This window comes from Actinoplanes couchii (assembly GCF_016862075.1).
Taxonomy (GTDB): Bacteria; Actinomycetota; Actinomycetes; order Mycobacteriales; family Micromonosporaceae; genus Actinoplanes; species Actinoplanes couchii.
In genome coordinates, this window is the sequence record NZ_BOMG01000042.1 from 377625 (window position 1) to 403849 (window position 26225).

General features: G+C 71.0%; 24 protein-coding genes. 11 read left to right on the plus strand and 13 right to left on the minus strand.

Annotated elements, in window-relative coordinates:
• Positions 1-33 precede the first annotated feature (33 nt).
• On the plus strand, positions 34-1518 hold the full coding sequence (locus tag Aco03nite_RS16320) for an ADP-ribosylglycohydrolase family protein (RefSeq protein WP_203796044.1): 1485 nt from the start codon (positions 34-36) through the stop codon (positions 1516-1518).
• Here Aco03nite_RS16320 and Aco03nite_RS16325 read toward each other — a convergent pair.
• The 3 genes from Aco03nite_RS16325 to Aco03nite_RS16335 are packed head-to-tail and all read right to left on the minus strand — an operon-like array spanning position 1502 to position 4248.
• Positions 1502-2416, minus strand: coding sequence for a GTP-binding protein (locus Aco03nite_RS16325; RefSeq protein ID WP_203796051.1), 915 nt, complete (start codon positions 2414-2416; stop codon positions 1502-1504). The two genes, Aco03nite_RS16320 and Aco03nite_RS16325, sit on opposite strands and share 17 nt — an antisense overlap.
• The gene (locus tag Aco03nite_RS16330; protein ID WP_203796053.1) at positions 2400-3641 is read right to left on the minus strand and encodes a GTP-binding protein; all 1242 of its coding nucleotides are present in this window, start codon (positions 3639-3641) and stop codon (positions 2400-2402) included. The genes Aco03nite_RS16325 and Aco03nite_RS16330 overlap by 17 nt, the downstream gene beginning before the upstream one ends.
• 10 nt (positions 3642-3651) lie before the next feature.
• Positions 3652-4248, minus strand: coding sequence for a TetR/AcrR family transcriptional regulator (locus tag Aco03nite_RS16335; protein WP_203796055.1), 597 nt, complete (start codon positions 4246-4248; stop codon positions 3652-3654).
• 105 nt (positions 4249-4353) lie between these two features.
• Between Aco03nite_RS16335 and Aco03nite_RS16340 the strand changes: the two genes are divergently transcribed.
• Positions 4354-5088, plus strand: a complete 735-nt coding sequence (locus tag Aco03nite_RS16340) for an SDR family NAD(P)-dependent oxidoreductase (protein ID WP_203796057.1) — start codon at positions 4354-4356, stop codon at positions 5086-5088.
• On the opposite strand, the gene Aco03nite_RS16345 is transcribed toward Aco03nite_RS16340, so the two are convergent.
• Positions 5037-6479: an MFS transporter gene (locus tag Aco03nite_RS16345; protein WP_203796059.1), complete on the minus strand. Its 1443-nt coding sequence runs from the start codon at positions 6477-6479 to the stop codon at positions 5037-5039. The genes Aco03nite_RS16340 and Aco03nite_RS16345 overlap by 52 nt on opposite strands.
• A 160-nt stretch (positions 6480-6639) precedes the next feature.
• Between Aco03nite_RS16345 and Aco03nite_RS16350 the strand changes: the two genes are divergently transcribed.
• Positions 6640-7401, plus strand: coding sequence for a cutinase family protein (locus Aco03nite_RS16350; protein WP_203796061.1), 762 nt, complete (start codon positions 6640-6642; stop codon positions 7399-7401).
• Here the strand turns inward: Aco03nite_RS16350 and Aco03nite_RS16355 are convergent.
• On the minus strand, positions 7376-8194 hold the full coding sequence (locus tag Aco03nite_RS16355) for a class I SAM-dependent methyltransferase (protein WP_203796063.1): 819 nt from the start codon (positions 8192-8194) through the stop codon (positions 7376-7378). The two genes, Aco03nite_RS16350 and Aco03nite_RS16355, sit on opposite strands and share 26 nt — an antisense overlap.
• A gap of 90 nt (positions 8195-8284) precedes the next feature.
• On the opposite strand from Aco03nite_RS16355, the gene Aco03nite_RS16360 reads away from it, so the two are divergent.
• Complete coding sequence (locus Aco03nite_RS16360; RefSeq protein WP_203796065.1) at positions 8285-9895, plus strand: serine/threonine-protein kinase; 1611 nt, start codon at positions 8285-8287, stop codon at positions 9893-9895.
• A 7-nt stretch (positions 9896-9902) separates the two neighbouring features.
• Here the strand turns inward: Aco03nite_RS16360 and Aco03nite_RS16365 are convergent, their stop codons facing one another.
• Positions 9903-10373: a hypothetical protein gene (locus Aco03nite_RS16365; protein ID WP_203796067.1), complete on the minus strand. Its 471-nt coding sequence runs from the start codon at positions 10371-10373 to the stop codon at positions 9903-9905.
• Positions 10374-10536: 163 nt separating this feature from the next.
• On the opposite strand from Aco03nite_RS16365, the gene Aco03nite_RS16370 reads away from it, so the two are divergent.
• Positions 10537-10956: a hypothetical protein gene (locus tag Aco03nite_RS16370; RefSeq protein WP_203796068.1), complete on the plus strand. Its 420-nt coding sequence runs from the start codon at positions 10537-10539 to the stop codon at positions 10954-10956.
• Here the strand turns inward: Aco03nite_RS16370 and Aco03nite_RS16375 are convergent.
• On the minus strand, positions 10925-11596 hold the full coding sequence (locus Aco03nite_RS16375; RefSeq protein WP_203796070.1) for a TetR/AcrR family transcriptional regulator: 672 nt from the start codon (positions 11594-11596) through the stop codon (positions 10925-10927). The two genes, Aco03nite_RS16370 and Aco03nite_RS16375, sit on opposite strands and share 32 nt — an antisense overlap.
• Before the next feature lie 98 nt (positions 11597-11694).
• Here Aco03nite_RS16375 and Aco03nite_RS16380 point away from each other — a divergent pair, with 98 nt between their 5' ends.
• On the plus strand, positions 11695-12516 hold the full coding sequence (locus Aco03nite_RS16380) for an SDR family oxidoreductase (RefSeq protein ID WP_203796072.1): 822 nt from the start codon (positions 11695-11697) through the stop codon (positions 12514-12516).
• Here Aco03nite_RS16380 and Aco03nite_RS16385 read toward each other — a convergent pair.
• A complete protein-coding gene (locus Aco03nite_RS16385) occupies positions 12480-13097 on the minus strand; it encodes a TetR/AcrR family transcriptional regulator (RefSeq protein WP_203796074.1) in 618 nt (205 codons plus the stop codon). The genes Aco03nite_RS16380 and Aco03nite_RS16385 overlap by 37 nt on opposite strands.
• 44 nt (positions 13098-13141) lie before the next feature.
• Positions 13142-14230 (minus strand): zinc-binding dehydrogenase, encoded by a 1089-nt coding sequence (locus Aco03nite_RS16390; RefSeq protein ID WP_203796075.1) that lies wholly within the window; start codon positions 14228-14230, stop codon positions 13142-13144.
• A 110-nt stretch (positions 14231-14340) separates the two neighbouring features.
• On the opposite strand from Aco03nite_RS16390, the gene Aco03nite_RS16395 reads away from it, so the two are divergent.
• The gene (locus Aco03nite_RS16395) at positions 14341-14937 is read left to right on the plus strand and encodes a TetR/AcrR family transcriptional regulator (protein ID WP_203796077.1); all 597 of its coding nucleotides are present in this window, start codon (positions 14341-14343) and stop codon (positions 14935-14937) included.
• A gap of 82 nt (positions 14938-15019) precedes the next feature.
• On the plus strand, positions 15020-15346 hold the full coding sequence (locus Aco03nite_RS16400) for a YciI family protein (protein ID WP_203796079.1): 327 nt from the start codon (positions 15020-15022) through the stop codon (positions 15344-15346).
• Here the strand turns inward: Aco03nite_RS16400 and Aco03nite_RS16405 are convergent, their stop codons facing one another.
• From Aco03nite_RS16405 to Aco03nite_RS16415, 3 genes are read right to left on the minus strand one after another with little or no spacing between them, the layout of a single operon-like run.
• Entirely contained in the window at positions 15347-16891 is a 1545-nt protein-coding gene (locus tag Aco03nite_RS16405; RefSeq protein WP_203796080.1) for a glycoside hydrolase family 140 protein, read from the minus strand. It abuts the gene before it with no gap.
• A gap of 5 nt (positions 16892-16896) precedes the next feature.
• Positions 16897-18342, minus strand: a complete 1446-nt coding sequence (locus Aco03nite_RS16410) for a GGDEF domain-containing protein (protein ID WP_203796082.1) — start codon at positions 18340-18342, stop codon at positions 16897-16899.
• Between the two features lie 10 nt (positions 18343-18352).
• Entirely contained in the window at positions 18353-18985 is a 633-nt protein-coding gene (locus Aco03nite_RS16415; RefSeq protein WP_203796084.1) for a TetR/AcrR family transcriptional regulator, read from the minus strand.
• Positions 18986-19047: 62 nt separating this feature from the next.
• On the opposite strand from Aco03nite_RS16415, the gene Aco03nite_RS16420 reads away from it, so the two are divergent.
• The 3 genes from Aco03nite_RS16420 (at position 19048) to Aco03nite_RS16430 (ending at position 22390) form a co-directional block, all read left to right on the plus strand.
• Positions 19048-20577, plus strand: a complete 1530-nt coding sequence (locus Aco03nite_RS16420; RefSeq protein WP_203796086.1) for a cytochrome P450 — start codon at positions 19048-19050, stop codon at positions 20575-20577.
• Positions 20540-21967 carry a flavodoxin domain-containing protein gene (locus Aco03nite_RS16425; protein WP_203796088.1) on the plus strand — a complete coding sequence of 476 codons (1428 nt, stop codon included), beginning with the start codon at positions 20540-20542 and terminating at the stop codon, positions 21965-21967. Before Aco03nite_RS16420 ends, Aco03nite_RS16425 begins: the two co-directional genes overlap by 38 nt.
• A 66-nt stretch (positions 21968-22033) precedes the next feature.
• Positions 22034-22390, plus strand: coding sequence for a hypothetical protein (locus tag Aco03nite_RS16430; protein WP_203796089.1), 357 nt, complete (start codon positions 22034-22036; stop codon positions 22388-22390).
• 18 nt (positions 22391-22408) lie between these two features.
• Here Aco03nite_RS16430 and Aco03nite_RS16435 read toward each other — a convergent pair.
• On the minus strand, positions 22409-26225 hold a 3817-nt coding region (locus Aco03nite_RS16435), incomplete at its 5' end, for a diguanylate cyclase domain-containing protein (protein WP_203796098.1).

Below are 26225 nucleotides of genomic sequence, written 5' to 3' on the forward strand. Positions count from 1 at the left end.
GCCCTTCCGGGCAGCGCGGCGACAATGAACCGTATGACGCAGCGACCACGGCTGAGCGCCGTGCAGAGCGACCGGGCCGCCGGGGTGCTGCTCGGCGCGGCCTGCGGCGACGCGCTCGGTGTGCCCTACGAGTTCGCCGCCCCACCACCCGCGGGCCGGGCGCCCCGGATGTCCGGCGGTGGGCTCGGCGATTACGCGCCGGGGGAGTACAGCGACGACACCCAGATGGCGGTCTGCATCGCCGAGGTCGCCGCCACCGGTGCCGACCTGCGGGAACCCGCGGCGCTGGACCGGATCGCCGCGAACTTCCTGCGCTGGCGGGACGAGGGCGCGACCGACATCGGCATCCAGACGCGCCAGGTCCTGAGCAGGGTGACCGGCCGGGCCGGGGACGGGCTAGGTGCGGCGATGAGCGAGGCCGCCCGAGACCTGCACGAACAGACGGGGAAGAGCGCCGGTAACGGTTCCCTGATGCGTACCGGCGTCGTCGCCCTCGCCTACCTGGGTGAGCCCGAGTCGATGGCCGGGGCCGCCCGCGCGGTCAGCGCGCTGACCCACTTCGACCCGCTCGCCGGTGACGGCTGTGTGCTGTGGTGTGCGGCCGTGCGCCGGGCGGTCCTCGACGGCACCTTCGCCGGGCTGCGCGAGGGCCTGGACCTGATTCCGGCCGAGCGACGCGATCAGTGGGCCGGCTGGCTCGACGAGGCGGAACTGCACGAGCCCGGGTACTTCCCGAACAACGGTTTTGTGGTGACCGCCCTGCAAGCGGCCTGGTCCGCGATCTCCCGCACCCCGGTCCCGGCGGAGGACCCGGCCGCGGGTGTGTTCGCCTGCGACCACCTGCGCGACGCCCTGTACGCGGCGGTCGGCGCGGGCAACGACACCGACACCGTGGCGGCGATCGCCGGAGCGCTCCTCGGCGCCCGGTGGGGCAGCTCCGGGATCCCCCTGGACTGGCAGCGTCTAGTCCACGGCTGGCCCGGCAACCGAACCCCGGACCTGATCGCTCTCGGTCTGCTGACCGCCGGCGGCGGAGAACCCGACCGGGTGGGCTGGCCCGGATGCGACCGGATGGAAGCACCGATCCCGCACGCGCTGTCGACCGCCCACCCGGACGACGACGGCGTGATCCTCGGCAACCTGGTCACCGACGCGGTCGAGGCAGGGGTGACCGCGGTCGTCTCCCTGTGCCGGGTCGGGCGGGCCCAGTTCGCCGGGATACCCGTGGAGAACCAGGTGCAGGTCTGGCTCGTCGACCAGCCGGGCGCCAACGCGAACACCGCGTTCGCCCTGGACCAGGCGGCGCGGATGGTTGCCGGCCTGCGGGCCGAGGGCCACCGGGTGCTGCTGCACTGCGCCGCCGGGCAGAGCCGCACCCCGGCGGCTGCGGCCCGGTACACGATGATCCGATCCGGTCGTGACGGGCAGGCGGCACTCGCCGAGATGCGGGCCCTGCTGCACGAGCACGGTTACCACCTCAACGCGGAGCTGCACCGGGTCGTCACGTCCTTCGGGTGACGGTCCGTTCGCTGAACGGGTCAGGGTAGGTGCGCCACACCTGCTCGCCGCGGGAGAGTTCGTCGTCGGTGAGCAGGCAGGTGGCCAGGGTACGGTGCAGGTGGACCGGGTCGAAGTCCAGGCCGATGAAGGCCAGGTGCTGGTGGCGGTCCTCGTAGTACGGATCCCATTCGACGCCGGCGGCCAGGCAGCGTTCCGGGTCCACCTCGTGCCACAGGTCGGCGGGCAGCGGACCCAGCCAGCCGCTGTGCGGGCCCAGCGTCAGACCCCCGGACGACTCCCACGTCCACACGATGTCGGGGCGGCTGGCCAGCCAGAAGTGGCCGCGCGACCGCAGCACCCCCTCGGTCACCTCGTCCAGAGCGTCGTGCAACCGTCCGGGGTGGAACGGGCGACGGGCATGGAAGACACAGGACACCACGCCGTACGACGGGAGAGGCTCGTGAATCCCGACGGCCCGCCCGCGCAGGCCCCGGGTGATCGCGTCGACTCTCCGGCCCCGCTCCGCCGGGCCCCACGGCGCGATCCGGTGCACCAGCACCCGCAGCTGTTCGGCCTCCCACTCGTCGCCGCCGTCCGGGGCGCCTTCCAGGGCCACCGTGTCGGCCTGTTCGATCTGGCGGCTGACCAGGTCACCGATCCGCTCGTCGGACAGGGCGTCCAGCAGCAGGTCGGCGGGCACCACCGTGATCACCCGCGGTGGTTCGCCGGGCCAGGCGGCGCGGACCTGATCCGGTTCGCAGTCGTCCGGGACCACCACCAGCAGGCCGGGGCCGTCCGGGAGCACGGTCAGGTCGTCGACGAGCACCACCCGCCGGCCGGCTGCCATCCGTCGCGCGACCTCGGCGGTGGCGTGCGGGAAGTAGCCGCACAACACGACGTCAGTGCTGGTGGACATCGTCGTCCTCCCAAGCGGGGAACGGGTCCGGCAGGGTGCTCCAGCCGTCCGGGCCGTCGGCCAGTTCGGCGGGGGTGAGCAGGCAGCTCCGCAGCCCGTCCCGTAGTTCGTCGGCGGGCAGCCGGACGCCGATCAGGACCAGTTCCTGGCGGCGGTCGCCGAACCGGGGATGCCAGCGCCGGCGCAGGTCGGCGGCCTCCTGCGGGTCGTCCGGCCAGATCCCGGACGCGGCGACCGGCACGCCCGCCGGGTCGCAGCGGCCGTGCGGCCCGGCCTGGGACCAGAGGCCGATCAGGTCCGGGCGGGTGGCGAGCCAGAGAAAACCTTTCGAGCGGAGTACGCCGTACGTGTCGATCGCGGTCGTCAGGAAGTCCCACAGCCGTTGTGGGTGGAACGGTTCGGGGGCGCGGAACAGCAGGCTGCCGATGCCGTACTCGACGGTCTCCGGGATGTGCTCGCCGTTGAGTTCGGCGACCCAGCCGGGTGCGGTCTCGGCGGCGTCCATGTCGAAACCGCCGGTGTGCAGCAGGTCGGCGGGGTCGACCCGGCCGAACGTGGACCGGATCTGCCGGGCTCCCGGGTTGAGCCGGGTGACCAGGGCCTCGACGCGGGCCAACTCGTCGGCGGACACCAGATCGGTCTTGTTGATCACCACGACGCCGGCGAATTCGAGTTGGTCGACGAGCAGGTCGGCGATCGTACGATCATCGTCCTCGAACGCCGCCAGACCGCGTGCCTCGAGCGTCTCGCCGGCCTGGATCCGCGCGATCAGATGGGGTGCGTCGACGACGGTGACCATGGTGTCGAGCCGGGCGACGTCGTCGAGCACCCGGTCGCCGTCGCCGACACCGAACGCGAACGTGGCGGCGACCGGCAGCGGTTCGGAGATGCCGCTGGACTCGATCAGCAGGTAGTCGAACCGGTCCTGCCGGGCCAGCGCGGCCACCTCGGTCAGCAGGTCGTCGCGCAGCGTGCAGCAGATGCAGCCGTTGGTCATCTCGACGAGGCGTTCCTCGGTGCGGGAGATGCCGTCGCGTACCAGCGCCGCGTCGATGTTGATCTCGCTCATGTCGTTGACGATCACCGCGACGCGCAGCCCGTCCCGGTTGGCCAGCACGTGGTTGAGCAGGGTGGTCTTGCCGGCCCCGAGGAACCCGGAGAGCACGGTGACCGGCAGGCGATCGTCGGTGTCGGAGCGCGCGGTGCGCAGTTTCGGAACGGCCATGCCGTACAGCTTATTGGAAATGATTTTCGTTTTGATGGGTGGGGGTGGTCAGGGCTCTGTCGACCAGGACGACCGCGATCGCGGCGGCGGTGGCCAGCGTCTCGGTGTCGAGGACCCGGCTGCGGGCCGACGCGCCGTCCAGCAGCAGCGCCAGCTGTTCGCCGAGCTGTTCCGGGTCGGGCGCGCCGGCCTCACGGGCACTGTCGGTGAGCCGCGCGGCGAACGCCAACTTGTAGTCGCGGGCGAGCACCCGGGCCGGATGCTCCGGATCGGGGATCTCCACGGCCGCCGCGATGAACGGGCACAGCGGCGCATGGATCTCGAAGACCGCCAGGAGCCGATCGCGCGGGGTGAGGTCGGCGCGGTCGAACACCTCGGGCAGCACGTCCGGGTCAAACCGGCGCAGACACTCGGCGATCAGATCGTCCTTGCCGGTGAAGTGCTGGTAGAGCGTGCGCTTGGACACCTCGGCCGCCGCACAGAGCTGATCCATGCCGGTGCTGTTGATGCCCTGATGCCGGAACAGCTGCTGGGACGCGCTGATGATGCGCTCCCGCGCGCCCCGGCCCCGCCGCCGGCCCTGTGGCCCTTTCTCCAACTCCGTCACCCCCGCAGTCTAACCCTGGTTGGTACGGATCGGTGTACTTAGCTTGCGCCGCGGACGATCACCCTCTACGTTAAGTGCACAGATCGGTTTACTTAGGGAGTGGTCATGGGAAAGCTCGAAGGCAAGGTCGCAGTCATCACCGGCGGGACCAGTGGCATGGCGCTGGCCGGGGCCCGGCTGTTCGTCGACGAGGGGGCGTACGTCTTCATCACCGGACGGCGGCAGGACGCGCTGGACGAGGCGGTCCAGGTGATCGGCCGGAACGTGACGGGCGTGCGGGCCGACTCGGCCGATCTCGACGACCTGGACCGGCTGTTCGCGACGGTCCGGCGGGAGAAGGGCGCGATCGACGTGCTGTGGGCCAGCGCCGGCACGGGGGAGCAGGGCGGGCTCGGTGAGATCACCGAGAAGCAGTTCGACGCCGCGTTCTCGCTCAACGCGCGCGGCACGCTGTTCACCGTCCAGAAGGCGTTGCCGCTGTTCAACGACGGTGGCTCGATCCTGATGACCGGGTCGAACGCGTCATTGCGGGGCTACCCGAACTGGAGTGTGTACGCGGCCAGCAAGGCGGTGCTGCCCGCGTACGCCCGGGTGTGGGTGGCCGAGTTGCGGGACCGGCGGATCCGGGTGAACGTGCTGACCCCGGGCCAGATCGGCACGCCCATTCTGGAGGAGGTGATGGACGAGGCGACGAAGGCGATGTTCGAATCGCTGATCCCGCGCCGCAGCATGGGCCGCCCCGAGGAGGTCGCGTCGGTGGCGTTGTTCCTCGCCTCGGACGACTCCAGTTACGTCAACGGGATGGAGCTGGTCGCCGACGGCGGCACCACGGTCATCTGAGCGGGTGCCGGGCGCCGGGGGATGAACAGCGCGGACACGAACGCGGCGACCGCGACCAGGCCCGCTACGGCGAAGACCACCTGGTAGGCGTGCAACGACGGGGCGGCACCGCCGGGAATGGCCATGGTCAGGTTGGCCAGGACGGTGGCGACCACGGCGCTGCACACCGCCTGGCCGATCGACCTGGTCAGAGTGTTGATGCCGTTGGCCGCCGCGGTCTCGTGGACCGGGACCGCCTGCATGATCAGGCTCGGCAGGGCCGAGTAGGCCAGGGCGGTGCCCGCTCCGACGACCAGCGCGCCGGCCACGATCGTCCACAGGTTCACGCTGGTCACGATGCGTACCGCATAGCCGGCGGCCATCACGGCGCTGGCCAGCAGCAGGGTGAAACGTGGACCGCGGCGGGCGGACAGCCAGCCGGACACCGGCGAGAGCACGGCCATCGCGAGTCCGCCCGGGATCAGGCAGAGGCCGCTGACGATCACCGAGAGGCCCAGCCCGTACCCGGTGGCGGTCGGCTCCTGAACCAACTGCGCGGTGGACAGCGAGTTGGCGTAGAACGCGAACCCGACGAACATGCCCGCCACGTTGGTGAACAGCACCGCCGGGCGGGCCGAGGTCCGCAGATCCACCAGCGGCTGCCGGGTCCGCGACTCCCACCAGCCCCACAGCGGGCAGAGCAGTGCCGCGACCAGGAACAACCCCCACGTCCGGGGTGACGACCAGCCCCAGGCCGCGCCCTTGGAGGCGGCGACCAGCAGGCAGACCAGGATGGTGGAGAGGCCGAGCGCGCCGGGGACGTCGAAACGGCCGGGGGCGCGGACCCGGGATTTCGGTACGACCCGTCGGATCACGATCAGGAAGAACAGGCTGAGAGCGGCGGAGACCCAGAACATGGTGTGCCAGTCGACGTACTCGACCACGGCCGCGGCGACCGGGATGCCGAACGCGGCGCCGATCCCCAGGGTGGAACTCATGATCGCGGCCGACGACAGCATCCGTTCCGGTGGCAGCTCGTCGCGCAGGATGCTCATGCCCAGCGGCACCACGGCCAGGGCGGCGCCCTGCAGCGCCCGGCCGACGATCATCACGGCCAGGTGCGAGCTGGCGCCCAGCAGCACCGAGCCGATCACCAGCAGGCCGAGGACGCCGGTCAGGACGCGGCGTTTGCCGTACATGTCACCGGCCCGGCCGAGCAGCGGGGTGAACACCGCCCCGGTCAGCAGCGTGATGGTGAGCAGCCAGCTGACGTCGGTGGGGGTGCTGCCGGTCAGCCGGGGGAGCGACGGGAGCAGCGGCACCACGATCGTCTGCATGATCGCGACGATGACCCCTGATGCGGCCAGCACGGTCAGGATCAGGCGTTCTTTCGAGGTCTTTGCGCTGCTCACCGGCCGAGCCTAGGAAGAAACGTGCACACTGGGCAAGTTTTTCGGTGGCTATGTGATACAGCAGTCTCAGCTTGCGGCGAGCTTTCAACGAGGCGGCCGTCGCCGTCGTACTCCGCGGTGGGAACCTGCACGGCCTGTGCAGGTAGAGAGAGGAGTTTCGATGTCCACCAGGAGGAACCGTAGTAAGAGGATCGCGCTGGGCGGGGCCGTCGCGGTGGTCGTGGCCGGCGGACTGGTCATGACCCAGAACAGCTTCGCCGACACTTCCGGCCGGGGCTCGCGGTCGAGCGTGCCGACCGCCGCCGACGCGTCCGGGAACTGCTCCGACGTGCACATCATCGTCACCCGGGCGTCCACCGAGCGGCCCGGCACCGGCATCATCGGCTCGCTGGCCACCGCGGTCACCCGGGCCAGCGACCAGAACATCACGGTCGAGGCCACCGATTACCCGGCCGTGCTCAACCCGTACGCGCCGAGCGTCGCCGCCGGCATCGAGGCCGCCACGAAACAGCTCACCGACGAGGCCACCGACTGTCCGAACACCAAGATCGTGATGATGGGCTACTCCCAGGGCGCCCACGTCATCGGCGACGTGCTGGCCGGCACCGGGCGGGCGGCCGGCTTCACCCGCTCCGCGCCGGTCTCCGCGGACATCTCCGACAAGGTGGTGGCGGTGGTGCTGATGGGCGACCCGCGGCACGTGCCCGGCGAGGCCTTCAACGCGGGCACCTCGCGGACCGCGGGCCTGTTCGCCCGGGGTGACGACGCCTCGCTGGACGCCTTCGCCGACCGTACCCAGTCGTACTGCGACACCGGCGACACGTTCTGCGCGAGCGGGGCGAGCATCGCCACCCACCTGAGCTACACCCGCAAGTACAACAGCGACGCCCAGCAGTTCATCCTGCAGAAGATCGGCGGCTGACGGCCCGTGTTCCCACGCCGATGAGGGTGGTGGCGTCGAGTTCGTCCGTGCCGGACCGGTACAGCGAGTCCAGGTAGGCCTCACGGACCCGGCCGATGGCGGCCGGGTCCAGCCCGGACAGCGCGGCGACGTACCCGGAACCGGTCACGAGCAGCCACGCCACCTCCGGGGTCAGGTGCAGGCGCAACTCGTGGGTGGTCACGGCGACGTCGTCCAGCCCCCGGTCGGCCAACCAGTCCCGGAAGGCGCCGGCCTCGTTGACGGCGTCGATCGGGCCGGTGGGCCGTTTCGCCGGGGCCGTCCCGGTGACCGTCGCGACGGCGTCCCGCAGATGGGTGCCGGCGGCCTCCACCGCGCCGCGCCGCCAGATCGTCACGCCGACCCGCCCGCCCGGTGCGGCCCGGCTGACCAGATGCTCGGTGCCGGCCGCCATGTCCGGGAAGAAGAAGACACCGAGCACCGCCTGTACGACGTCGTAGCCGCTCCCGGGCCAGGACGCGACGTCGGCGACGTGCGCGTGCAACTGTGGCAGCCCGGCGGCGAGCGACCGCAGCTCGCCGATCATCCCGGCCGACATGTCGACCGCGTCCACCAGCCCCTGGGCACCGACCCGGCGGGCGGCGGGGATCGCCGACGCCCCGTTGCCACAGCAGGCGTCCAGGACCCGCTGCCCTTCGGCCGGCCCGGTCAGCTCGACGGTGGCCTGCCCGACGGGCTTCCACAGGTACTGACCGAGCCGCTCGAAGTCGCTGCTGGCGGTGTCGAAGGCACGCACAAAACGGTCATCGGACATGATGCTCCTGACGTCGTTCCGGGGTTGCTGGAGACTCCCACGACTAACGGTAGGGTGTCGCGGACCATCCTCGATGGACCAGGAGTGACCATGACCGAAGCCGAAGGCTCGCTGCGCACGGAGGATCCCGCCCGGATCGGGGCGTACCACCTCGTCCGGCGGATCGGCGCGGGCGGCATGGGCGTGGTCTACGAGGGGCGGGCCGACGACGGCCGCCGGGTCGCGGTCAAGGTGATCCACGCCGCGCTCGTCGGGGATCCCGGATTCCGGTCCCGGTTCCGTTCCGAGGTCGCCCGGGCCCGGCAGGTGCCGCCGTTCTGCACCGCCGAGGTGCTCGACGCCGACCCGGACGCCGACCAGCCGTACCTCGTCGTCGAGTACGTGGACGGCCCGTCGCTCGCCGACGAGATCGCCCGCAACGGCCCGGTCGGCCCGGCCAACCTGCACGCCCTGGCGATCGGGGTGGCGACGGCGCTCGCCGCGATCCACGAGGCCGGGGTCATCCACCGCGACCTCAAACCGCACAACGTGCTGCTCGCCCCCGGCAGTCCGAAAGTGATCGACTTCGGGATCGCCCAGGCGCTGGAACCGACCACCCAGCTCACCCGCACGGGTGAACTCGTCGGATCGATCAACTACATGGCGCCGGAACGGTTCGGAGCGGTCGCCGACGCGGTCACTCCCGCCACCGACGTGTTCGCGTGGGGCTGCGTGGTGGCCTACGCGGCCCAGGGGCAGGCGCCGTTCGACGCCGACTCCGCGGTCGGGGTCTTCGGCCGGATCATGGGCGGTCGGCCCACCCTGGACGGGTTGACCGGGCGGCTGCGGGACCTGGTCGAGCGGTCGCTGTCCGCCGATCCGCGGCTGCGGCCCACCGCCCGCGAGCTGGTCCAGGCCCTGATCGGCCCGGAGGACACGTTCGAGCACCAGCCCGAGATGCGTACCGCCGTCATCGGGATGCTCGCAGCCCGCCCCTCGTCGCCGTCTCCGTCCGGTCGCTGGGCGCTCGTCGCCGCGGTTGTGGCCGTGGTGCTGGTCCTGGCCGGTGGAACCGTCTTCGCCCTGCACGCCGGCCGGGACTGGTGGGACGACGCCCGGGCCGGTACCCCCGCCGGTTCTTCCCCCGTCATGCGGCTGCCCGGCGGCACCGTGGCCGCCTCCGACCCGCTCGTCACCGACGGCGCGTGGGAGTCGAAGTCGGTGCAGAGCGGCCGGACATTCTGCCGGTTCACCGACGACGGCCTGCTGATCCAGAACCAGAACTCCGGTGTCTGGCTGTGCGAGAACACCGACCTGGAGGTGAAGGGCGTCTTCTCGGTCGAGGTGACCGGCCGGATCGAACGGGCCGGCAGCTGCCTGGGCATCTGGTTCGCCTCCACCCCGGCCATGCGGTACCGGCTGGCCGTCTGCCCCGGCGTCTGGCAGCTGGAGTCCGAACAGGAGGCCAACGGCGACAGCGCGGTCCTGAAGCAGTGGAAGGTCGACAGCGGCCCCCTCGGCACCGAGATCCACCCCCAGCTGGTGGTCGAGAACGACGTGGTCCGCGTCGGCAACGCCGGCACCCAGCTGGGCGAACACAAACTGAACGAGCCCGACCTGACGGGCGGCTGGTTCCACCTGGGCGTGATCAGCGTCGACGGCGCCGGCCTGGGCCCGTTCCAGGTCAACTTCGCCGACATCGAGATCCGCGTCGGCGCCTGACGGGATCTCAGTTCACGTCGCCGTAGACGGTCTCGCACGGGTATCCGTCGTGGTCGACGTCCATGCTGCCCGGCAAGCCGAACTCCTGGTAGTAGTCCCACATCCGGGTGTAGGTGACGCCGCGGGCGAACAACGTCGCACACGGCTTCGACCCGAGAGAACCGAGCGTGACGCGTTCGGGTTGTTTCTTGGCCGGTGTCACGTAGACGGTCTTGACGGAGGTCGACGGTCGGGGCGCCGGGCTGGATGGCGTGGTGACCGGCACTGCTCTGATCGGCTCTTCGGTCACGGCGATGACCGGGGCCGGGCCGGCAGTGGGCGTCGTTGCCCGGCCGTCTCGGCTTCCCATCAGGTAAGCGATCGCGCCCACTGAGGCTGCGACGACCACGGCGAGGACCGTGGCGAGGACGACGGCGACGTTCTTCATGGTGGTCTCGATCCGCTGGGTCTCGCGCTTCGCCTGACGGTCGGCCGTCATGTCGCCGGATTTAGGTTCCCGCGAACATCTCGGGAGACGCCTCGGCGCGCCGATGGACACGCCCGACAGCGAACGCGGGACTCGGGGCCGCAGGCCGGCCAGGGCCGCCGTTCGCGCAGCCACGACCGGCACGTTCATCCGTGACGCGAAAGAGAGAACCGCGATGACCATCAACCTGTTTCGTGCTCTGTTCGTCTCCGGTGCCGCGCTCACCGCGACCGCTCTGGGAGCCACCTCCGCCGAAGCCGCCACCAAGCCCGTGAAGAACCTGAACATCACCGTCAACACCGTTGACAACGGCCTGTGCAACCACGGTGTGCTGGAGGCCGTCTTCGAGACGCCGCTGCGCAGGACCACACTGTTCGATCTGACCGTGACGACCTCCCGCGGCAAGATCTTCAAGCCCGTCTACTCCGACTACACCTGGGGATACATCAACGGCGGTTGCGTCACCAAGGCATTGGTGAAGGACGTGCGGAACAGGCGGCTCACCGGGAAGGTCCGGGCCTTCACCTCCGACGGCGAGTTCGTCGGGCAGCGCACCGCCCGTATCAAACTGATCCACCAGACGGTCGGCTGCTGACCGGGCCGCCGCCTGCGGCGCCGTCGAGGAGTAGTGCGATGCCCCGGGAGTAGTAGGCGTCCTCGTCGGGCAGTCCCAGGAAGAAGTCGACTGTCTCGGTCAGGTGTGGGTAGGTCTGCGGGGACAGCGACTTCAACTTCGCGCGCTTTTCGGCGAGCAGGGACTCTCGTTGGGCCGGGTCGGGGACGGACATTTCGCCGGGCTGGTTCGTCACCAGGCTGATCAAGCCGGTGAGCAGGAAGATGCTCAGCTGGGCGGCGGCCTCCGGCGTGTGCCCGGCGGCGCGCAGCAGGCCGATGACCCGGTCAGCCAGGCGGAGGCCGGGTTCGGTGCGCAGCAGCCGGATCGGCATCAGGTCGGCCAGGGTGGGATGGGCGCGCAGGACGTGCAGCAGGGCCGTCATCTCGGTGCGCAGATCGGGCTCGCCGCTCAACTCGCTGAGCACCCGTTCGACCAGGGCGTCGAGCAGTGCGTTCTTGTCCTTGAAATGCCAGTACAGCGCCATCGGGGTGACGTTGAAGGCGGTGGCGACCCGGCGCAGGGTGACCGCGTCGAGGCCGTCGGTGTCGGCGATGTGCAGGGCTGCGGTCAGCAGTTCGGCGCGGTCGAGACGCTCGGAGGCCGGAGGTCGGGGTGTCACGCGGATAACTATATCCCGTAAAGGTTGACGGTGATGCGGGCTCGCGGCTACGGTCGCTATACGACGTAAATTTACGTCATATAGTCAAGGGGTAGGGCATGACTCGGACCGTTCTCGTCACCGGCAGCTCGTCCGGCTTCGGCCGGCACACCGTGCAGAAGTTCCTCGCCGAGGGGTGGAACGTCGTCGCCACCCTGCGCGACCCGGCCGGATGGACCGGCGGCGACTCCGACCGGCTGCTGGTGCAGGCACTCGACGTCCGCGACGACGCCTCGGCAACCGCCGCGGTGCACGCCGCGACCGAGCGCTTCGGCCGCCTCGACGTCGTCGTCAACAACGCGGGCATCGGCCTGTTCTCGGTCTTCGAGACCACCCCGCAGTCGGTGATCGAGGAACTCTTCGACACCAACGTCTACGGGCCGATGCGCGTGATCCGGGCCGCGCTCCCGGTCTTCGCCGGTCAGGGCGGCGGCCGGATCGTCAACGTCACCTCCAGCAGCGCCACCGTGCCGACCCCGTTGCAGGCCGCCTACGGCGCGTCGAAAGCCGCGATCACCGCGTTCTCCGAGGCTCTGGAGTACGAGTTGGCCGACCGGAACGTGCAGGTCCGCGCGGTCGAGCCGGGTTTTGTACCGACCACCGGGTTCTTCGGCTCCACCACGAAGCGTTTCGAGGCCATCCCGGCGCCGGAGTCCTACCTGCCGTACATCCAGAAGCAGATCTCCGCCTTTGACGTTCCTGCCCCGGACGGCTATTTCGCCACCGCCGACGACGTGGCCGCCACCGTCTACACCGCGGCCACCGACACCAGCGGGCTCACCCGGTTCCGGGTCGGCGGCGACACCCTCGACGCCGCCGAGGCCCGCCGTCGCCCCGACGCCGATTACGACTCCTGGCGCACCGCCCGGTTCGCCGGCTGAACTCCGAGCACGCGGAGCGCGTCGAGAGCGACAGCGGTGAGGACGCCGCGGCCGACACCGGCGCGGCCGAGCAACTCCATGCCCCGGGTGACGGCGACGAAGTAGACCGCCAGCGACTGCACGTTCGCGTCCGCCGGGATGTCCCCGTTCTCCCGCGCGTGTTCCAGGCATTCGGCGTAGGCGCCGGCGAGCTGATCGATTCCGGTCTTCGCGGCCGAGGAGAGCGGATCCTCCGTGCCGGCCGATTCGACAAGCGCGCGCGTGGTGAGCGAGACCCGGCGGTCGGTGCCGCTGAACTCGATCGCCATGGTGAGCATGTGACCCCGGATCCGTTCGATCGGGGAGGCGTCGTCGTGCCCGAGCGCTTCGGTGACGGCGCGCGCCGCCTCCTCCCGGTCCTCGGAGAGGGCCCGGAAGAACAGTTCCCGTTTCCCGCCGAACGCGTTGTACAGGCTCTGTTTCCCCAGGCCGGTCGCCCGCACCAGGTCGTCGAGGGTCGCGGCGGCGAGCCCGTGCACCGCGAACACCTCGCCGGCGCTGCTGACGACATCACTCTCGACGAACTTGCGGGGACGAGGCATGGCAGGAAGCCTACGTTGTTGACCGTACCGGCAAAAAGGTGTGCTCAGGACAGGTCGGTGATCACGACGCGGCCGCTGGACGGGTCCGTCAGGGACTCGTAGCCGGCGTCGATCTCGTCCAGGGCGATCCGCTTGGTGATCAGGTCGTCCAGGTTCATCCGGCCCTGCAGGTACATCGAGGCGTAGAACGGCAGGTCCCGCTTGATCTCCGAGGAGCCCATGTAAACCCCTTGGACCTTCTGCGAGTACGTCAGGGCGGTGAGCGCACTGACGTCCACGCCCGCGTCCATGCCGCCGACGCCGATCAGGTAGAGGCCACCCCCGCGCCCGAGCATCTGCATGGCCTGGGCGGTGACCGGGCGTACCCCGACGAAGTCGAAGACGTGGTCGGCCCCGTGGCCGGTGATGTCACGGACCGCCTCGACCGGGTCGGCGGTGCGGGAGTTGACGACGTGGGTGGCGCCGAACGCCCGGGCCCGGTCGAGTTTCACGTCCTCCAGATCGGTGACGATGATCTTCTCGGCGCCGGCCAGGCGGGCGCCGTTCACCGCGTTCAGGCCGACCCCGCCGGCGCCGATCACCACGACGGTGTCACCCTGGCGGACCTCCGCGCTGCGCAGGACGGCGCCCGCGCCGGTGAGCACACCGCAGCCGAGCAGCGCCGCGGGCGCCCACGGCATCTCGTCCGGGACCACCGCCAGCTGGTTCTCGTGCACCAGCACCTCCTGGGCGAAACCGCCGAGGCCCATGCCCTGGGCGACCGGAGCGCCGTTCCAGGACAGCCGGGACGCCTGGTCGGCGCCGCGCAGGGTGGCTTCCGGGCGCAGGCAGATGTAGGAGCGGCCGCCGAGACAGTTGACGCACGACCCGCAGTACTGGATCAGGCTGCCGACGACGTGGTCGCCGACCTTGACCTGGGAGACCAGCGGGCCGACCTCGACGACCTCGCCGGCCACCTCGTGACCGAGCACGACGGGGAACTCCCCGCCGATGAACGTGGCGACACTCAGGTCGGAGTGGCACAGGCCGGAGGCCTTCACGGCGATGCGGACCTCGTGGCCGACCGGGTCGCCGATGGTGATGTCCTCGACGGCGAAGCCCTGGCCGAGGCCCTTGGTGACGGATGCCTTCATGGTGGTTCCTATCGAGCGGTGGGGCGGTACGGCCGAGTCTGCATCCGTCCCCCGAGAAAAGCAACAGGTGTCTCTTATCCCTGGTCAGAGGCGTACGATAAGATCCACATATGTCCCTGTCGCCGGAGGATGACCTCGACGTCCGGATTCGGCGCACCCGCGACCGGCTGCGCCGGGCCGTGCTCGAACTCGCCTCGGAACACCCGGTCGAGGAGATCACGGTGGCCGACCTGGTCCGGGTCGCCCGCATCAACCGGACCACCTTCTACAAACACGCGGCCAGCCCCGCCGACGTGCTGGCCGAGATCCTCTACGCCGACCTGGACCGGATCCGGGCCGGCTGGCTCGACGGCGCCGCGACGATCCCGGAAACCTGGGAACGATCCGCCGCCGAACTCGCCGAGCATCTGCTCCGGTACGACGCCCTCTACACCGTCGGCCTGGTCGGCCAGCGCAGCGCCGTGCTGTACCGCCTGCTGATCGACCACTTCGCCGCCTCGGCCCGGGGCCTGATGGACCGCGACCCGGCGCTGCTGCCGGACGGCCCGGGCCCGCGGGAGTGGCGGGCCCGGGCGTACAGCAGCTTCATCGCCCACGGCCAGGTCGGCATCATCGAGGCCTGGCTGTCCGAGCCCACCCCACGCGACCCGGCCCTGCTGATCTCGGTCTCGGCCGCCACCATGTCCACCGGCCTGCACGGCCTCTGACCACCTCGGCGAGGCCCCGCGCCGGAGATGACCGGTGGATCCTGGGTATTCCGGTTCCACACGGATACGGAAGGGGTGCACGATGGCGAGGTTCGTGACTATCGGTTATGGGGACCAGGCCGGCTACGAGCAGACCGACCCTGCGGTACGGGATGCGGCTCACGCCCACGACGCGCGGCTGCGGGCGGACGGCGCGGTCATGGGCATCGCCGGCCAGCCGGTGCAGGTCCGGCGGCCCGGCGGCGCTGAACTGACCACGCAGACGGGCCCGTTCCTGTCGTCGGCGCTGCCGCTGGCCGGGTTCGCCGTCATCGAGGCGGCGACCCTGGAGGAGGCCATCGAGATCGCGTCACACTCGCCGTGCGCGGTGGCACACGGCGTGATCGAAGTCTGGCCGCTGACCGAGTAGTCAGTGCTGAGCAGAGCTGAAGACGACGACGCGCGGGCGGCGGGCCGGGTCCTCCGGGATCATCTCGCCGGGGGCCAGCACGCCGCGGGCGGTGACCTCACCGGTGGTCGGGTCGACGATGCGGTATGCCGGGGGAGCGTCGTGGTCTGCCGACAGCCGCAGGTTCTGGCCGTCCTCCTGGTAGACGATCTGCAGCACCCCGGGCACCCGCAGCCCGCGGGGGCTGAGGGCGGCCTCCCAATCGGGCGCCATGTCCGTGATCGGCAAACCGGTCAAGATCTTTCCGACCATGCCCACGTACGTGGAACCCTCGAAGCCCAGCGCCGACTCCCAGTTCCCCTCGGGTGCGAGGAAGTACGGCGGGTGACCGGGTTCGCCCTCGCGGTGCACCCACTGCCACACGTTGGCGGCACCGTAGACCACGCCCATCGTGGACCCGGCGCACAGGTTGCTCCACGCCTCGTGCCCCTGCCACCAGCCGGCGGCGCGGTCGGCGCTGACCGTCCGCTCGTACGACGGCTCACCGTTGGCGACCGCCTTGACCGGCCGCTCGTGCCACATGCCGGCCACCCGCTCCGGAACGTGTTCCCCGCCGTGCCCGGTCTGGCACCACTGGAAGTCGAGCCAGCCGGCGTCCTGATGCGCGTTGGCGCGGACGTGCGGCCGGTAGTGGATGCCGGTCGGCTGCCGGTAGCAGTCCCACTCCTCGATCTCCCGGCCGCCCGCCTCCACCTGCGGTTCCCGCCCGGAGCCGTCGGCGCCGACCAGGTAGATCGCCGGCCGGGCGCCGTACCGGGCCACCAGATAGCGGCAGTAACGGGCGTATTCGCCGGGCGGGACGACGGTGCCGGCCACCGACAGGCCTTTCCAGCCGAAACCCTGGAAGACCGGTTGCAGGACCGGGACGATGCCGTGTTCGACCAGGACGGCGAGGAGACGGTCGAGGTACTGGAAGTACGCCGGGTCCGGCTCGTTGAGATGCCCGGTGGGCAGATCCTCGAAGCCGACACCGAAGCCCTCGTCGGCGGTCCGGTCCCGGGGCCCGACCGCGTGCATGTCCGGCTGGACCGTCATCAGCAGGGCGGCGTTGAACCCCTTGTCCCGGCGATTCCGGGCGTAGACGCGGACCTGCTCCTCGGTGGCCCGCCACGGCAGCGCCCAGGCGGTGTCGGCGACCAGCAGCGCCGGGGTGCCGTCGGCGTGAATCAGGTTGCGGCCGCCGGGGGACATCCGCCAGAAGCCGTGCCTTTGCAACGGCGTACCGGCAAGCGGTCCGGTGCTTTGAAAGGAACCGCTGACCTGGTGCAGTCCGGCATCGGCGACCGACGCATGGGTGGTCCACCGCCAGGTGCCCGCGGCAGCCGGCGACGCGAACCGGACCCGCCAGACCCGGCCACCGTCATGAAAGCCCGGCCGCCGAAGCCTGCTGCCGTCGTCGTGGACAAAATCAGCCCAGACCTCGACGCCGGTGTACGGGTCGTCGTGCTCGGCATCCGCCGTCAGCACGATCTCGGTCTCCTGCCAGGCAGCGATGCTCGTCGACATCTGTCCTACGGTGTCACGCCGGGGTTTGCCTCGCATCCGCCCGGAGTGGTGCCGGCCATCACCCGGTTGCGGCCCTGGTCCTTGGCGGCGTAGAGGCAGTGGTCGGCCTGGAGCATCAGTTGTGCGCTGGTGTCGGCGGGGCCGGGCATCCAGGCGGCGCCCACCGAGACCGTGATCGGCTGTGGCGGGCCGTCGCCCATCGGGATCGGCTGGGCCGCCACCGCCGCCCGGATGCGTTCGGCGATCGTCAACGTCGCGTCGGGGCCCGCATGGGCCAGGAGCAGCACGAACTCCTCGCCACCGTAGCGGGCCACCACGTCACCGGCCCGGGTCGCGGTGCGGAGACGGTCGGCCAACTCCTGCAGCACCCGGTCGCCGCCGTTGTGGCCGCGGGTGTCGTTGACCCGCTTGAAATGGTCGACGTCCAGGATCAGCACCCCGAACGGATCCACCGCGCGTTCCTGCCGGGCCACCGCCGTGGCCAGCGCCTCCTCGAAGTAGCGCCTGGTCCGCAGCCCGGTCAGCCCGTCAGTGACGGCCAGGGTCCGCTGCTGTTGCAGCATCAGCCACATCCGGCCCATCACCAGGGCGGACAGGATCGCGCTGGCCCCGGCGTAGACGGCGACATAGCGGTTGTCGCCGCCGGCGTGCCCGAGGATCAGCGCGGCCGGGCCGACCAGCAGGGGCAGGCTCAGCACCAGTAGCCAGCGGCCGGACTGCTGGATCGGCCGGGACCGGTCGCGGCGGTGCAGGGCGGCCATCGACGGGTGCACCGCGGCGGCCCCGACCAGCAGCGGCATCAGCACCCACAGGGATTCGGCGACGATCGCCAGCCGGGCGTGGCCGGTCAGGTTCATCGCGTCCCCGGCCAGGAAACAGCCGAGGGCGCCGCCGAGCAGTCCCAGGGCCGGGCCGTTGCGCCCGCCGCCGAGCAGCATCCGTAGCGCGGTGCCGAGGATCAGCAGGTCCATGCAGAGGTAGACAGCCGGCATGATCGTCGCGCCGGGGGCGTCCAGTGCCGGCACCAGTAGCACCGGCCAGGAGAGTGTGGCCAGCCCGACCACGATGACCGCCACGTCGATCCAGCCGGTCGGGTCCTGTCCGCCGCGGATCCGGGTCCAGAGCACCGCCACCGCGGCGATCAGCGGGTACTCGGCCAGGTAGACGGCGTCCACCGGCATGTCCTGCCCGGTGACGCGCTGCAGGACGGCCAGGCTGATCCCGATCAGGTTGATCAGCGACCCGGCCAGCACGCACAGCCACGGGGCCCGGTGGGACGGCCGGTGGCGGCGCAGCCCGGCCACGGTCGCGGTGGTGACGGCCACCGCCGCGACGGCGGTGGCGATCAGCGACGCCCAGGCGGGCAGCAGATCCAGTCCGGCCGCCAGGTAGAGGCCTGCTGCCAGCAGCCCCAGCACCACCAGGCGTGAGGTCGTCAGCACGTCCCGCACGCGGACGAGCCTAAAGCGGCGCACTCCCGGGCGGCAGCGGTTTGGTCAGGCCGGCGAACAGGACCGCGAAGTTATCCAGCGACTCCAGGGCGGTCCGGTCGTCGCGGTGCGAGAGCCAGGCGCTGCCGATGCCGCTGAGGGCGGCCACCACCAGCTCGGCGAACTGCCGGGTGCCGATGGTCAGCTGCAGACCGGCCTCGGCGGCGAACCGCTCGGTCAGAGCGGTGGCCCGGTCCAGGTACGCCTGGTGCTGCCAGTTGGGCAGGTCGCTCAGCTCGGGATCGCGCTGGGCGAGGTTGACCAGCTCGGACAGGACCAGGTGGGTGGCCGGGTCGGACTCGACCGCCGACCAGTAGGCGCGCAGTAGCAGCCGCACATTTTCCGCGGGGCCGGCGGACGGGTCGACGGTGGGCCAGGTGCCGGCGTCGAGGGTGACGTTGATGTCGGTGGAGAGCAGGGCTTTGTACAGCTCCTGCTTCGACCGGAAGCAGTAGTGGAAGGTGCTCTGCGCCATGCCCGCCTCGGTGCAGATGGCGCGGGTGGTGGCGGCCGTGATGCCGTCGCGTTTCATCACGCGCAGGGCGGCGTCGGCGAGCTTCTCCCGGCGTACGTCAGCAGGGATGTGCTTCTTCGTCGCCGTCATGTTGCGAGCCTAACAAACTTGGTCGTTTGACTTGGTCACTTGACCAACTTACCGTTCCTGGTATGTCCGAGATCCCCGGCCCGAAGCCGCTGCCACTGCTGGGCAACCTCGCCAGCGTCCTGTCCACCAGCGCCCAGACCAACGTCGACTTCGCCCGCGAGTACCACGAGAGGTACGGTCCGATCTTCGCGATGACCCTCGGCGGCCAGCGGATGATCTTCGCCTCCGGGCACGCCCTCGTCGCCGAGATGTGCGCCGACCCGCGCTGGTCGAAATCGGTCCACGCCACCCTCGCCGAGGTCCGCGCGTTCGCCGGCGACGGCCTGTTCACCGCCCATACCGGCGAGCCGAACTGGGCCGCCGCGCACCGGCTGCTGATGCCCGCGTTCGGCCCGATGGCGATGAGGGACTGGTTCCCGGGCATGCTCGACATCGCCGAGCAGATGTTCACCCGCTGGGCCCGGTTCGGCCCGGACGCGGTGATCGACGTCGGCGACGACATGACCCGCCTGACCCTGGACACCATCGCCCTGACCGCTTTCGGTCTGCGCCTCAACTCGTTCTACAGCGAGACCATGCACCCGTTCGTCGGCGCGATGACCCGCAGCCTGGTCGAGGCGGGCGCCCGCAGCGAACGCCTGCCGGCTGTGCAGTCGCTGATGCTCGGCGCCAACCGCCGCTACCGGGCCGACATCGACACCATGCGCGGCATCACCGAGCGGATCGTCGCCGACCGGATCGCCCAGCCGGCCGAGGACCGGCCCGACGACCTGCTCGAACGCATGCTCGGCACCGACGGGCTGCCCGCGGGGAACATCCAGTATCAGCTCGCCACGTTCCTGATCGCCGGCCACGAGACCACTTCCGGCCTGCTCACCTTCGTCACCCACGAGCTGCTCGCGCACCCCGCGCTGCTGGCCCGCGCCCGGCAGACCGTCGACCGGGTGCTCGGCGACCGCACACCGGCCTTCGAGGACCTCGCCGACCTCGGATACCTCGGCCAGATCCTGCGCGAGACGTTGCGCCTGCACCCCACCGCGCCCGCCTTCGCCCTCACGCCCGATCAAAATCTGACACTGGGCGGGTACGAGGTATCAGCCGACGAGGACGTCCTGGTCATGTTGCCGACGCTGCACCGGGATCCGGCCGTGTGGGCGGATCCGGACACGTTCGACCCGGACCGGTTCGCGCCGGAGCGGATGGCGGAGATCCCGGAGTACGCGTGGATGCCGTTCGGGCACGGGGCGCGGGCCTGCATCGGGCGGCCGTTCGCGCTGCAGGAGGCCACTCTGGTGCTGGCCATGATGCTGCAGCGCTTCGACCTGGAACGGTGCGACCCCGACTACGAGCTGGTCATTCAGGAGACCTTGACGATCAAACCCAAGGATCTGCGGGTACGGGCGGTCGCGCGCACGTCCCGGCCGGTCCAGGTTGCCCCGGCTGCTGATTCCCCGCGCGGCCGTGATCCACTGCTGGTCCTGTACGGCTCCAACGGTGGCAGCAGTGCGAGTCTGGCCCGCACGATCGCCGCCGATTCCGCCGGTCAGGGCTTCGATGTCACGTGTCGCCACACTCGACTCGCGGGCCGGTGATCTGCCGCTGGACGGCCCGGTCGTCATTGTCACGTCGTCGTACAACGGCAATCCGCCGGACAACGCCGCTCGTTTCGTCGACTGGCTGACCACCGCGAAACCCGACCTGACCGGCGTCGACTACCTGGTCCTCGGCTGCGGCAGCTTGGACTGGGCCGCCACCTACCAGCGGGTGCCCACCCTGATCGACGAGGCGATGACCGCCGCCGGGGCCCGCCGTCTGCGCGATCGTGGGGTGATCGACGCCCGTACCGACTTCTTCGGCGACTGGGAGCGCTGGTACCAGCCACTGTGGCCGTTGCTGGCGCCCGACCGGCGGCCCACTGCTGCCGGCCCGCGTTTCCGGGTCTCGTCCCAGGCGGTGGTCCTGGAGAACCGCGAGTTGGTCCGGCTGCCCGGCCACGGTTCGAAACGGCACCTGGAGATCCGTCTGCCGGAGGGTGTCACCTACCGCACCGGCGACTACCTGTCGGTGCGCCCGGAGAACGATCCCGTCCTGGTCACCAGGATGTTGAACCGTCTGGGCCTGCGCCCGGACCGCATCTGCACGATCGACACGGACCTCCCGGAGAGCCTGATCCCGGTCGGTCACCCGTTGACCGCCGAGGAGCTTCTTCTGCGGTACGTGGATCTGGCGGTCCCGGCCACTGCCGGAGTCGTGGCCCGCCTGGCCGAGACCACCCGCTGCACCCCGGAGCGCGCCGAACTCGACGACCCCGCCCCGCTGCTGGACAAGCGGCTGACCGTGCTCGACCTGCTGGAACGCTTCACGTCCTGCCGCGTCGACCTGGCGCTGGCCCTGGAGTTGCTGCCCGCGCCACGGCCCCGTCAGTATTCGATCAGTTCCGCAGCCGAGGACCAGCCGGAGACCGCCGCCCTGACGGTGTCGGTGGTGGACGGCGGCGTGGCGTCCGGCTACCTGAGCCGGGCCCGCCCCGGTGACCTGATCAGCGCTTTCATCACGTCACCGCCGGAGTCGTTCCGCCCACCGGCCGATCCGGAGATCCCGATCGTGATGATCGCCGCCGGTTCGGGTGTCGCCCCGTTCCGGGCGTTCCTGCGTTCCCGCCCCGCTGCCGCCCGGTCCCTGCTGTTCTTCGGTTGCCGCCACCCCGAGGCCGACGACCTGTACGCCGACGAACTCACCGGCCACGAGGTACACCGCGCATACTCCCGCCACCCGGACGGCGACATCACCTACGTCCAGCACCGCCTGTGGGCCGACCGCGACCGGCTGACCGCGCTGCTGGCCGAGGGCGCCCACGTCTATGTGTGCGGCGACATCCGTGGAATGGGCCCAGCCGTGGAGGAGACCCTCCTCCGGATCGGCGGACCGACCCTGCTGGACGACCTGCGAGCACAGGACCGCTACGCCACCGACCTCTTCTGATCCGGGTGGACGCGCATTGACGGTCGGCGTTTTAATGGGCCGGAGATCACGACGACGGGGGCCGGGATGACCGAGAAGAACGCGATCACGACTGGCGTCGAGGAGCTGGCCCGGACGGTGGCTCGACAGTCGCCGTGGGAGAAAGGCCTCGGGCCGGAGCAGCGGCGCGAGGCGTGGCTGGGGAGGCTGGCCGCGCTGGAGCAGATCCGGGTGGAGGCCGCCCGGCAGGCGGAGACCGCGGCGGCCCGGGCTGTCGAGTTCGGCGCCGATCCTCAGGAGGTCGCCGACGTGACGGGGCGGGGTGGCCGGCGCTGGGCGTGGCTGTTCGGCCGGGGCGGCCGGACGGCCGGTGCGGGGCTGGGGACGCTGTCGGCGCACGGCCGGGCGGCGAGCATCCGACGGGACAACCTGCCGCCGGTCTGACGCGTCGACGCGCCCGGGTCAGAGGTCGGAGGCGGCCACCCGGTTGCGGCCGGACTGTTTGGCCTCGTAGAGGGCGTCGTCGGCCAGTTTCAGGAGGCGTTCCGGGAGGGCTCCGGGGGTGGGGTCGGCGGCGGCTATGCCGATGCTCACCGTCACCCGGCCCAGCGGGGCGGTGGCGTGCGGCTCGTTCAGGTCGGCCACCGCCCGGCAGATGCGTTCGGCGGCGGCTCGGGCGTCCTCCAACGCGGTTTCCGGCATGACTATGCAGAACTCCTCGCCGCCGTACCGGGCCACCAGGTCGGTGGAGCGCACGTTCCCGTACAGGACCTTCGCCACTCGGCGCAGGCACTCGTCGCCGCCCTGGTGGCCGTAGTGGTCGTTGTAGAGCTTGAAGCCGTCTATGTCGATCATGGCTAGGGCCAGGGGTTCCTCGGAGCGGGACGCGCGGGCCCACTCGTGGTCGAGGGTCTCGTCCAGGCGGCGGCGGTTCGGCAGGCCGGTCAGCGGGTCGGTGATGATGAGGTGTTCGAGGCGGCGGTTGGCCTCGTTGAGTTCCTCGGTGCGCTTGGTGACCAGTTGCTCGAGGTTGGCGTAGAGCTGGGCGTTGTCCAGGGAGACCGTGAGTTGTCCGGCGAGCATCATCACCGCGTTCAGCCGGGCGGTGGTGAAGCTGCGGCGGGTGAGCCGGTTCTCCAGCACGAGCATGGCCCGGAGGGTGCCCTGGTTGAGGATGGGGGCGACGAGCAGGGAGCAGTGTTCGGCGTCGGCGAGGTAGGGGTCGCGGTTGACGCGGTCGTCGGTGCGGGCGTCGTCGACGATCATGGGTTCGCGGGTGCGTTCGGCGTAGCGCACCGCCGATTCGGGCAGTGGGTGTCCGGTGGGTAGCCAGGTTCCGGTGGTGGGGTCCGCGAGCAGCAGGTGTACGGCGGTGGCCCCGGTCATCGCGCCGAGGACCTGTTCCACGGTGGCGCGCAGCTGATCCAGATCGGTCTCCGAGCTGAACGCGCGTGCCGCTTCCAGCACGCCGACCAGGTCGATGGCGTCGGCGGACAGGTTCACGCTCGAGGTCACCTCCACGCGGGCCGGGGCGGCACCGGCCAGGAACGTGTGCTCCGCCGTCAACTGCCGGACCTTGCCGTGGGCGCCCCACCGCTGGTAGGCGTCCCGGGCGTCGGCGAGCAGACGGCGCCCGGTGTGCCGCATGCCGTGGTCCAGGTGGCACAGTCCGGCGTGTTCGGTGATCAGCGCCGCCTGCCAGGGCCGGTTCACCTCGGACACCGCGGACAGCGCCTCGTCGAAGAGCCACACGGCGGCGGGCAGGTCGCCGCTGACCCACGCGTAGGTGGCCGCGGCGAAGTGGTGCAGGTGCCGGAAGTTGACCGGGTTGTCGTCGGCCCGGGCGGCCAGGAAATCACGGCTGCGGGCGGCGTCGGCGAGCGCTTCCCGGCGTACCAGATCGTCGGTGGCGGTGGTGGCGCGCACTGCCGCACCCAGAACGGCCACCGTGTGTGCCTGCGCCTCGAGGTAGTTGCCCTGCGCGTCGGGCACCAGCGCCAGAGCCGCCGCACCGGACCGGGCCAGCGCCTCGTCGTCGCGGTGGACGGCGGCGTTCAGCGCCCGCAGCACCTCGAACCCGGCGCGGCCCGGCGCGTTGCCGGACAGGTTGTCCAGCAGTTCCTGCTCGGTGGTCTCGTCGTCGCCGAGCCGTCCGGGCAGCCGGTTCTCGCCGCGCATCGACCTGATGAACTGGCGGGCGGCCAGGAAGTACGGCGTGCCCTGCGGGTACCCGATCCGTTCGGTGAACGTGACGGCCGCTTCCACCTCGGCGTCCAGGACGGCCAGGTCGTCGAGGTCGAGGCCCTGCGGCACGGTCACGAACCAGGTGTTGGCGGCCCAGGTCAGATCACCGGCGCGGAGCAGTCCGTCGCGGGCGTCGTGGGCGGCCCGGATCGAGTTCTCCAACGGCTCGAACCAGCCGATGCCGGCGAAGGCGTGCAGCATCCGGGTCTGCGAGGTGGCCGGTTCCCAGCCGTTGGCCTCGCCGATCGGCAGGACCCGCCGGATTGCCCGGTAGCCGTCGCGGTAGTCACCGGAGCGGGCGGTGACGAAGCTGATGTGGCCGAGCGCGCCGAGCAGTTCCCGGGACGGCCCGCCGCGCGCCCACATCGCGAACGCGGTCACCACCAGCCACACCATCGTCAGGTGGTCGCCCCGGAACATCGCGACGGTGACCAGCGGGTCGATCACCCGGGCGGCGGCCAGCGCGCGCGGGTCGGTGAGCCGGGCGGTGTCGTCCGGTTCGGTGGCCAGCCAGGCGCGGAAGACGGCCAGCCCGTCGTGCACCTCGCGGCCGATCCCGTCCGGGCCGGGGATGGTCATGTCCAGTTCGGCCAGGATCTCCCGGCCCAGGTCGAACGCGTCGTCCAGCCGCCCGCGGCTCATCAGGCTGAGGATCTGGTCGCGGGCCGTCCCGGTGCTGCCGGCCGCGCGCAGCTCGGCGAAGACCTCGTCGGCCTGCTCGAACCGGCCGAGCGCGCAGAGCGTGCCGTGCCAGGCGACAAGCGTCTCCCGGTGGTCGGCGCTGTCCGGGGTGAACGCGGTCAGCGCGGCGGCCAGGAACACCTCGGCCGATGTCTGGTCGCTCCCGGACCGGGCGATGGCCGCGGCCCGGCGCAGCAGCGTGGCGGCGGTCTGCCGTTCGGCGGGGTCGGTGACCAGGTGCAGTGCGGCCCGGTACTGCTGGGCGGCGGCCAGCGGGTGGGTGCCGTCGGCGGCGAGCCGCCGCGCGAGACTCAGGGCGAGCCTTTCCCGGTCTTCGCCGTACGCGGCCTGCTGCACCCGGTCGTGGCGGAACGCCGCCTGTTCGCCGACGATGATCAGGCCGTCCTCGACCGCGGGCCGGAGCAGGGTGTCGAGGGTGTCCGGGGGATGACCGGTGGCGATGGCGAGCAGGTCCGGGGAGACCTCGGCGCCGAGTCCGGCCATCGCCTCGACCAGTTCGCGGGTGGCTGTGGGCAGTGCCGCGATCCGTTCGGCGAGCAGGCTGACCACGTCGCCCTGGCTGACGAACCGGCGGACCGTGCCCGGATCCCAGCGCCATCCGTCCCCGTGGGGGACCAGGGCGCCGTCGCGGCGCAGCGCGTTGAGCAGCTCGATGGTGTCGAACGGGTTCCCGCCGGTCCGCTCGGCGAGGGCCACGGCCAGCGGCACGGCCTGTCCGGGGGAGATCCGCAGGATGTCGGCGAGCAGGACACCGAGGTCACCGGTCGGCAGGCTGGCCAACCGCAGGACTGCGGTGTTGCCGCCGGTCCGCCGGATCCGGGCCACCACGTTGCTGAGCGGGTGGGTCTCGTCGACCTCCGCCTCGCGGTAGGCGCCGACCACGAACACGCCGGTCAGGTCGGGGTGGGCGAGCATGTCGTCGAGGAAGCCGAGGGCGGTCGGGCCGGCCCACTGCAGGTCGTCGATGAAGATGATCAGTGGCCGGTCGGCGTCGGCCACCCCGCGGAGCAGGTCACGGCCCATCCGCTGGATCCGGTGGATCGCGTGCCACGGGTCGTCGGCGGCCTCCGGTTCGACACCGAGCAACGTCGCGAACGGCGGCAGGACCGCCGCGGCCAGCCCGGCGTTGCTGCCGAACCTCTCCAGCAGGATTCGCCGGATCCGGGTGACCTCGTCGTCGGTCTCGGCGAGCAGTTGGCTGCCGATGGCGCAGAACGCCTGGCGGACGGCGTCGGCGCCGAGGTCCCGGCGGTACTGGTCGAACTTGCCGCTGACGAACCGGCGGCCTGAGGTGCGCAGTTGGTTGATCAGGGCGGTCTTGCCGACGCCGGGT

Excerpts from the sequence above, each read along its gene's own strand:
- Aco03nite_RS16385 (WP_203796074.1), bottom strand. The coding sequence starts at position 13,097 with ATGCCTCGTCCCCGCAAGTTCGTCGAGAGTGATGTCGTCAGCAGCGCC.
- Aco03nite_RS16430 (WP_203796089.1), top strand. The coding sequence starts at position 22,034 with ATGACCGAGAAGAACGCGATCACGACTGGCGTCGAGGAGCTGGCCCGG.
- Aco03nite_RS16360 (WP_203796065.1), top strand. The coding sequence starts at position 8,285 with ATGACCGAAGCCGAAGGCTCGCTGCGCACGGAGGATCCCGCCCGGATC.
- Aco03nite_RS16355 (WP_203796063.1), bottom strand. The coding sequence starts at position 8,194 with ATGTCCGATGACCGTTTTGTGCGTGCCTTCGACACCGCCAGCAGCGAC.
- Aco03nite_RS16365 (WP_203796067.1), bottom strand. The coding sequence starts at position 10,373 with ATGACGGCCGACCGTCAGGCGAAGCGCGAGACCCAGCGGATCGAGACC.
- Aco03nite_RS16425 (WP_203796088.1), top strand. The coding sequence starts at position 20,540 with ATGTCACGTGTCGCCACACTCGACTCGCGGGCCGGTGATCTGCCGCTG.
- Aco03nite_RS16420 (WP_203796086.1), top strand. The coding sequence starts at position 19,048 with ATGTCCGAGATCCCCGGCCCGAAGCCGCTGCCACTGCTGGGCAACCTC.
- Aco03nite_RS16390 (WP_203796075.1), bottom strand. The coding sequence starts at position 14,230 with ATGAAGGCATCCGTCACCAAGGGCCTCGGCCAGGGCTTCGCCGTCGAG.
- Aco03nite_RS16400 (WP_203796079.1), top strand. The coding sequence starts at position 15,020 with ATGGCGAGGTTCGTGACTATCGGTTATGGGGACCAGGCCGGCTACGAG.
- Aco03nite_RS16415 (WP_203796084.1), bottom strand. The coding sequence starts at position 18,985 with ATGACGGCGACGAAGAAGCACATCCCTGCTGACGTACGCCGGGAGAAG.
- Aco03nite_RS16320 (WP_203796044.1), top strand. The coding sequence starts at position 34 with ATGACGCAGCGACCACGGCTGAGCGCCGTGCAGAGCGACCGGGCCGCC.
- Aco03nite_RS16330 (WP_203796053.1), bottom strand. The coding sequence starts at position 3,641 with ATGGCCGTTCCGAAACTGCGCACCGCGCGCTCCGACACCGACGATCGC.
- Aco03nite_RS16350 (WP_203796061.1), top strand. The coding sequence starts at position 6,640 with ATGTCCACCAGGAGGAACCGTAGTAAGAGGATCGCGCTGGGCGGGGCC.
- Aco03nite_RS16395 (WP_203796077.1), top strand. The coding sequence starts at position 14,341 with ATGTCCCTGTCGCCGGAGGATGACCTCGACGTCCGGATTCGGCGCACC.
- Aco03nite_RS16340 (WP_203796057.1), top strand. The coding sequence starts at position 4,354 with ATGGGAAAGCTCGAAGGCAAGGTCGCAGTCATCACCGGCGGGACCAGT.
- Aco03nite_RS16405 (WP_203796080.1), bottom strand. The coding sequence starts at position 16,891 with ATGTCGACGAGCATCGCTGCCTGGCAGGAGACCGAGATCGTGCTGACG.
- Aco03nite_RS16370 (WP_203796068.1), top strand. The coding sequence starts at position 10,537 with ATGACCATCAACCTGTTTCGTGCTCTGTTCGTCTCCGGTGCCGCGCTC.
- Aco03nite_RS16380 (WP_203796072.1), top strand. The coding sequence starts at position 11,695 with ATGACTCGGACCGTTCTCGTCACCGGCAGCTCGTCCGGCTTCGGCCGG.
- Aco03nite_RS16325 (WP_203796051.1), bottom strand. The coding sequence starts at position 2,416 with ATGTCCACCAGCACTGACGTCGTGTTGTGCGGCTACTTCCCGCACGCC.